Here is a 3,872-nt window from a genome sequence, read left to right as displayed (position 1 = left end):
TCCCGCTCGAGCGCGAAGCGGTCGCAAATTCGTCGGGCCTGCTTCGCAGTCCAGCGGGAGCAAGCTCCCTCGCCACAGGTTTCACTTGCCACAAAAGCGATGCATGACTCACAAAAAAGGCGCCCCGAAAGGCGCCTTTTTTTGCGACGGTGAAACTCAGCGCCCCAACAACCGCGCCAACCCCACGCTCATCGGCGTCTGGTCTGGAACGCTGAAACGCTCCAACAGGCGACGGTTGTTGGCCCGCGAATGGCGGATGTCACCGGAACGCGCCGGGCCATGGCTGATCGCAGGCAAGTCGCCTACCACGACGGCCAGGGCCTGGAGCATCTGCTTGAGCGTCGTCGCCTGGTTCCAGCCGACATTCACCGCGCCCACTTCCGCCTCAGGCTTTTCGATGGCCTGGACCAGCACGTCCACCAAGTCTTCGACATAGACGAAATCCCGGGTCTGCTCGCCGTCGCCGAATACGGTGATCGGCAGGCCTTTCTGCGCCCGTTCGCTGAAAATGCTGATGACCCCTGAGTACGGCGAGGACGGATCCTGGCGCGGGCCATAGATGTTGAAGAAGCGGAACACCACCGGCTCCAGGCCGTGCTGGCGACGATAGAAATCAAAATAGAATTCGCTGGCCAGCTTGTCCGCCGCGTAGGGCGTGAGCGGCGCCTTGGGGGTGTCTTCGTCGATGGACTCGCCCTCGCCGTTGTTGCCGTAGACCGCTGCGCTGGAGGCGAACAGCACCCGCTTCACGCCGCTCTGGCGCATGGCCTCGCAGACATTCAGGGTGCCGATGAAATTGCTCTGGTGCGTACGCACCGGATCATCCACCGAAGCTTGCACAGAAGCCACGGCGGCCAGGTGCGCCACGGCGCTGCAACCGACCATGGACCGAGCCACCAGCGCGGCATCGGCGACGTCACCTTCGATCAGTTCCACCGCAGGGTTGTCCAGCGGCAGGTTGCTGCGCTGACCGGTGGACAGGTCATCGAGGATGCGCACCGAGTGCCCTTTGGCGAGCAAGGCGTCGGTCAGGTGCGAACCAATGAAACCCGCGCCGCCGGTGATGAGTACAGGGCCGTCAGCCATGGCGATAAAACCTATCCAGTAAGCTTGGGAGCGCGGCGCGCCAGGCGCGGGGCTTGATCCCGAAGGTGTGCAGAATTTTCTTGCAGGCCAGGACCGCATGCTGCGGTTCTTCCGCGGCGTCCGGCCTTGCGGCATGGGCCTGGGGGGTGGGCGACTCGATCGCCAGCGGATGCAAGGCGCGGGCTTCGGTGAGGATCGCCTGGCCGAGCGCCAGCGGCGTGGTCGCCTCATGGCCGGCGTAATGATAGGTGCCCCACAGCGGCGCCGCACAATCGAGTTGCTTGAGCACCGAGATGATCACGCGCGCCGCATCGTCAACCGGCGTCGGATTGCCCCGTCGGTCGTCGGCCAGCAACAACTCGTCGGGCTGTTCGGCCCGGGCCAGGAAACGGCCGAGGATGCCGTCGGCGCTCTCATCCAGCAGCCAGCCGAAACGCAGCAATACATGTTGCGGGCAGGTGGCGCGCACGCTTTGCTCGATTCTCCACAAGGCCTGGCCACGCAGGCCCAGGGGGACGGGCTCGTCCTTTTCGCTGTACGCAGTGGCGCGGGAGCCGTCGAACACGCGGTAGCTCGACGGTTGCAGCAAGACGATATTGTGATGCTGGCACAGTTCCGCCAGGCGCTCGACCGCCCGCTCCTGGCTGGCCAGGCGCTGCTCACTGACAGTCTCCGCCTGGAACCAGTCGAAGTAGTACGCCAGGTTGATCAAGGCGTCCGGCCGGGTGTCGTCGAGCAGTTGCGTCAGGCTCGCGGCATCCCAGCCGTCTTCGGGGGGGCGGGGGGCAAGAAAACCGATGTCTTCTTCTGCACCGAGGCGAATCAGCGCCTGCCCAAGGGCATTTCCGCCGCCCAGTAACATAAGGCGCATTCGCATAAAGTCAGCAGGCCCAGTCTGTTGGCACAAGAATTTGGTCGACAACGCCCGCAGGCGTGGTCGGAATCGTTGCATTTTGCGGGTTTAGTGCGCAACCGTCATCCGTAAAGTGCAGATCGCCGGGTTTGTGCTGGTCTTGAGGCCCTCATCGCGAGCAAGCTCGCTCCCACAGGGATCGCATGCACATTGGAGATCCCCTGTGGGAGCGAGCTTGCTCGCGATGGGGCCGGAACAGACGATAGAGATCTCGGACGGTACTTGCATCATCCCCACCCCACCCGCCTAAACTGCCCACATGAATCTGCCCCTTGCAGCCGACCACGCCATGGCAGGCTTTCACCCCGCCGTTCGCGCCTGGTTCAGCCAGACTTTCCCGGCGGTCACGGCCGCCCAGGCCCGGGCGTGGCCGTTGATTGGCCAGCGTCGTTCGGTGCTGGTCGCCGCGCCAACGGGTTCGGGCAAGACGTTGACGGCGTTTTTGGCAGTGCTGGACGACCTGGTGCACCGCGGCCTGGAACAAGGCGGCCTGCCGGACGCGACGCTGGTGGTCTACGTCTCGCCGCTCAAGGCCTTGAGCAACGACATCCAGATCAACCTGCAGAATCCCCTGGCCGGCATCACCGAGCAGTTGCAGCGAATGGGCTTGCCGCCCTTGCCCATCACCACCGCCGTGCGCACCGGTGACACGCCGCAGAAAGAACGCTCGGCGATGCGCAAGACCGCGCCGCACATCTTGGTGACGACACCCGAATCGCTTTACGTGCTGCTCGGTTCCGACTCCGGCCGGCAGATGCTCGCCAGCACCCGCACGGTGATCGTCGATGAAATCCACGCCATCGCTGCCAGCAAGCGCGGCAGTCACTTGGCCTTGAGCCTGGAGCGTCTGCAAGCGCTGTGCGCCGAACCGCTGATGCGCATCGGCTTGTCCGCCACGCAAAAGCCTATCGAAGCGGTGTCACGGTTTCTGGTCGGCGAAGGGCGCACCTGCGAGATTGTCGACATCGGCCACGCCCGCCCACGGGACCTGGACATCGAGGTGCCACCCGTGCCGCTGTCGGCGGTGATGGCCAACGACGTGTGGGAATTGGTCTACAACCGCCTCGCCGAGCTGGCCCGGGCGCACCGGACCACGCTGGTGTTCGTCAACACCCGGCGCCTGGCCGAACGCCTGAGTCGGCATCTGAGCGAGCGCCTGGGCAAGGACGCCGTGGCGGCCCACCACGGCAGCCTGGCGAAGGAGTTTCGCCTCGACGCCGAGCAACGCCTCAAGCGCGGCGAACTGCAGGTGCTGATCGCCACGGCGTCGCTGGAGTTGGGCATCGACATCGGCGACGTCGACCTCGTCTGCCAGATCGCCTCGCCCCGTTCGATCTCGGCGTTCCTGCAACGGGTTGGCCGCTCCGGCCACCAGGTCGGCGGCACGCCCAAGGGGCGCCTGTTCGCCACCACCCGGGACGACTTGATCGAATGCGCCGCCCTGCTCGATTGCGTGCGCCGTGGCGAGCTGGACATCCTGCACATCCCCAAGGCGCCCCTGGATGTCCTGGCCCAGCAGATCGTCGCCGAGGTCAGTTGCCAGGAATGGCATGAACAGGCCTTGCTGGAAATGTTCCGCCGCGCCTCGCCCTATGCCGGGCTGGACGAAAAACACTACCAGGCCCTGCTGCAAATGCTCGCCGAAGGCCTCAACGGCCGGCAAGGCGTGCGCAGCGCCTACTTGCACCGCGATGCCGTGACCCGCACCTTGCGCGGGCGCCGGGGCAGCAAGCTGACGGCGGTGACCAGCGGCGGCACCATCCCGGATAACGCTGACTACAGCGTGCTGCTCGAACCGCAGGGCTTGAACATCGGCAGCGTCAACGAAGACTTCGCGGTCGAGAGCATCGCCGGGGATGTGTTCCAACTCGGC

3 protein-coding genes are annotated in these 3,872 nt (G+C 65.2%); 1 reads left to right on the top strand and 2 read right to left on the bottom strand.

Translation table 11 applies throughout. The annotated features are described in order from the left end of the window. Positions 1-156 precede the first annotated feature (156 nt). On the bottom strand, positions 157-1,086 hold the full coding sequence (locus tag OC610_RS22775) for an NAD-dependent epimerase/dehydratase family protein (protein ID WP_264430981.1): 930 nt from the start codon (positions 1,084-1,086) through the stop codon (positions 157-159). Beyond that, a complete protein-coding gene (locus OC610_RS22770) occupies positions 1,079-1,963 on the bottom strand; it encodes an NAD(P)-dependent oxidoreductase (RefSeq protein WP_264430979.1) in 885 nt (294 codons plus the stop codon). The genes OC610_RS22775 and OC610_RS22770 overlap by 8 nt, the downstream gene beginning before the upstream one ends. Positions 1,964-2,258: 295 nt before the next feature. Here OC610_RS22770 and OC610_RS22765 point away from each other — a divergent pair. Then, a partial coding sequence (locus OC610_RS22765; protein ID WP_264430978.1) for a DEAD/DEAH box helicase occupies positions 2,259-3,872 on the top strand: 1,614 nt, incomplete at its 3' end.

This window comes from Pseudomonas agronomica (assembly GCF_025917275.1).
GTDB lineage: Bacteria > Pseudomonadota > Gammaproteobacteria > Pseudomonadales > Pseudomonadaceae > Aquipseudomonas > Aquipseudomonas agronomica.
This window is presented reverse-complemented; position numbering and strand designations above follow the sequence as displayed.

What these genes read in the sequence shown, in the direction of transcription:
- OC610_RS22775 (WP_264430981.1), bottom strand. Translation starts at nt 1,086, where the DNA reads ATGGCTGACGGCCCTGTACTCATCACCGGCGGCGCGGGTTTCATTGGT.
- OC610_RS22770 (WP_264430979.1), bottom strand. Translation starts at nt 1,963, where the DNA reads ATGCGAATGCGCCTTATGTTACTGGGCGGCGGAAATGCCCTTGGGCAG.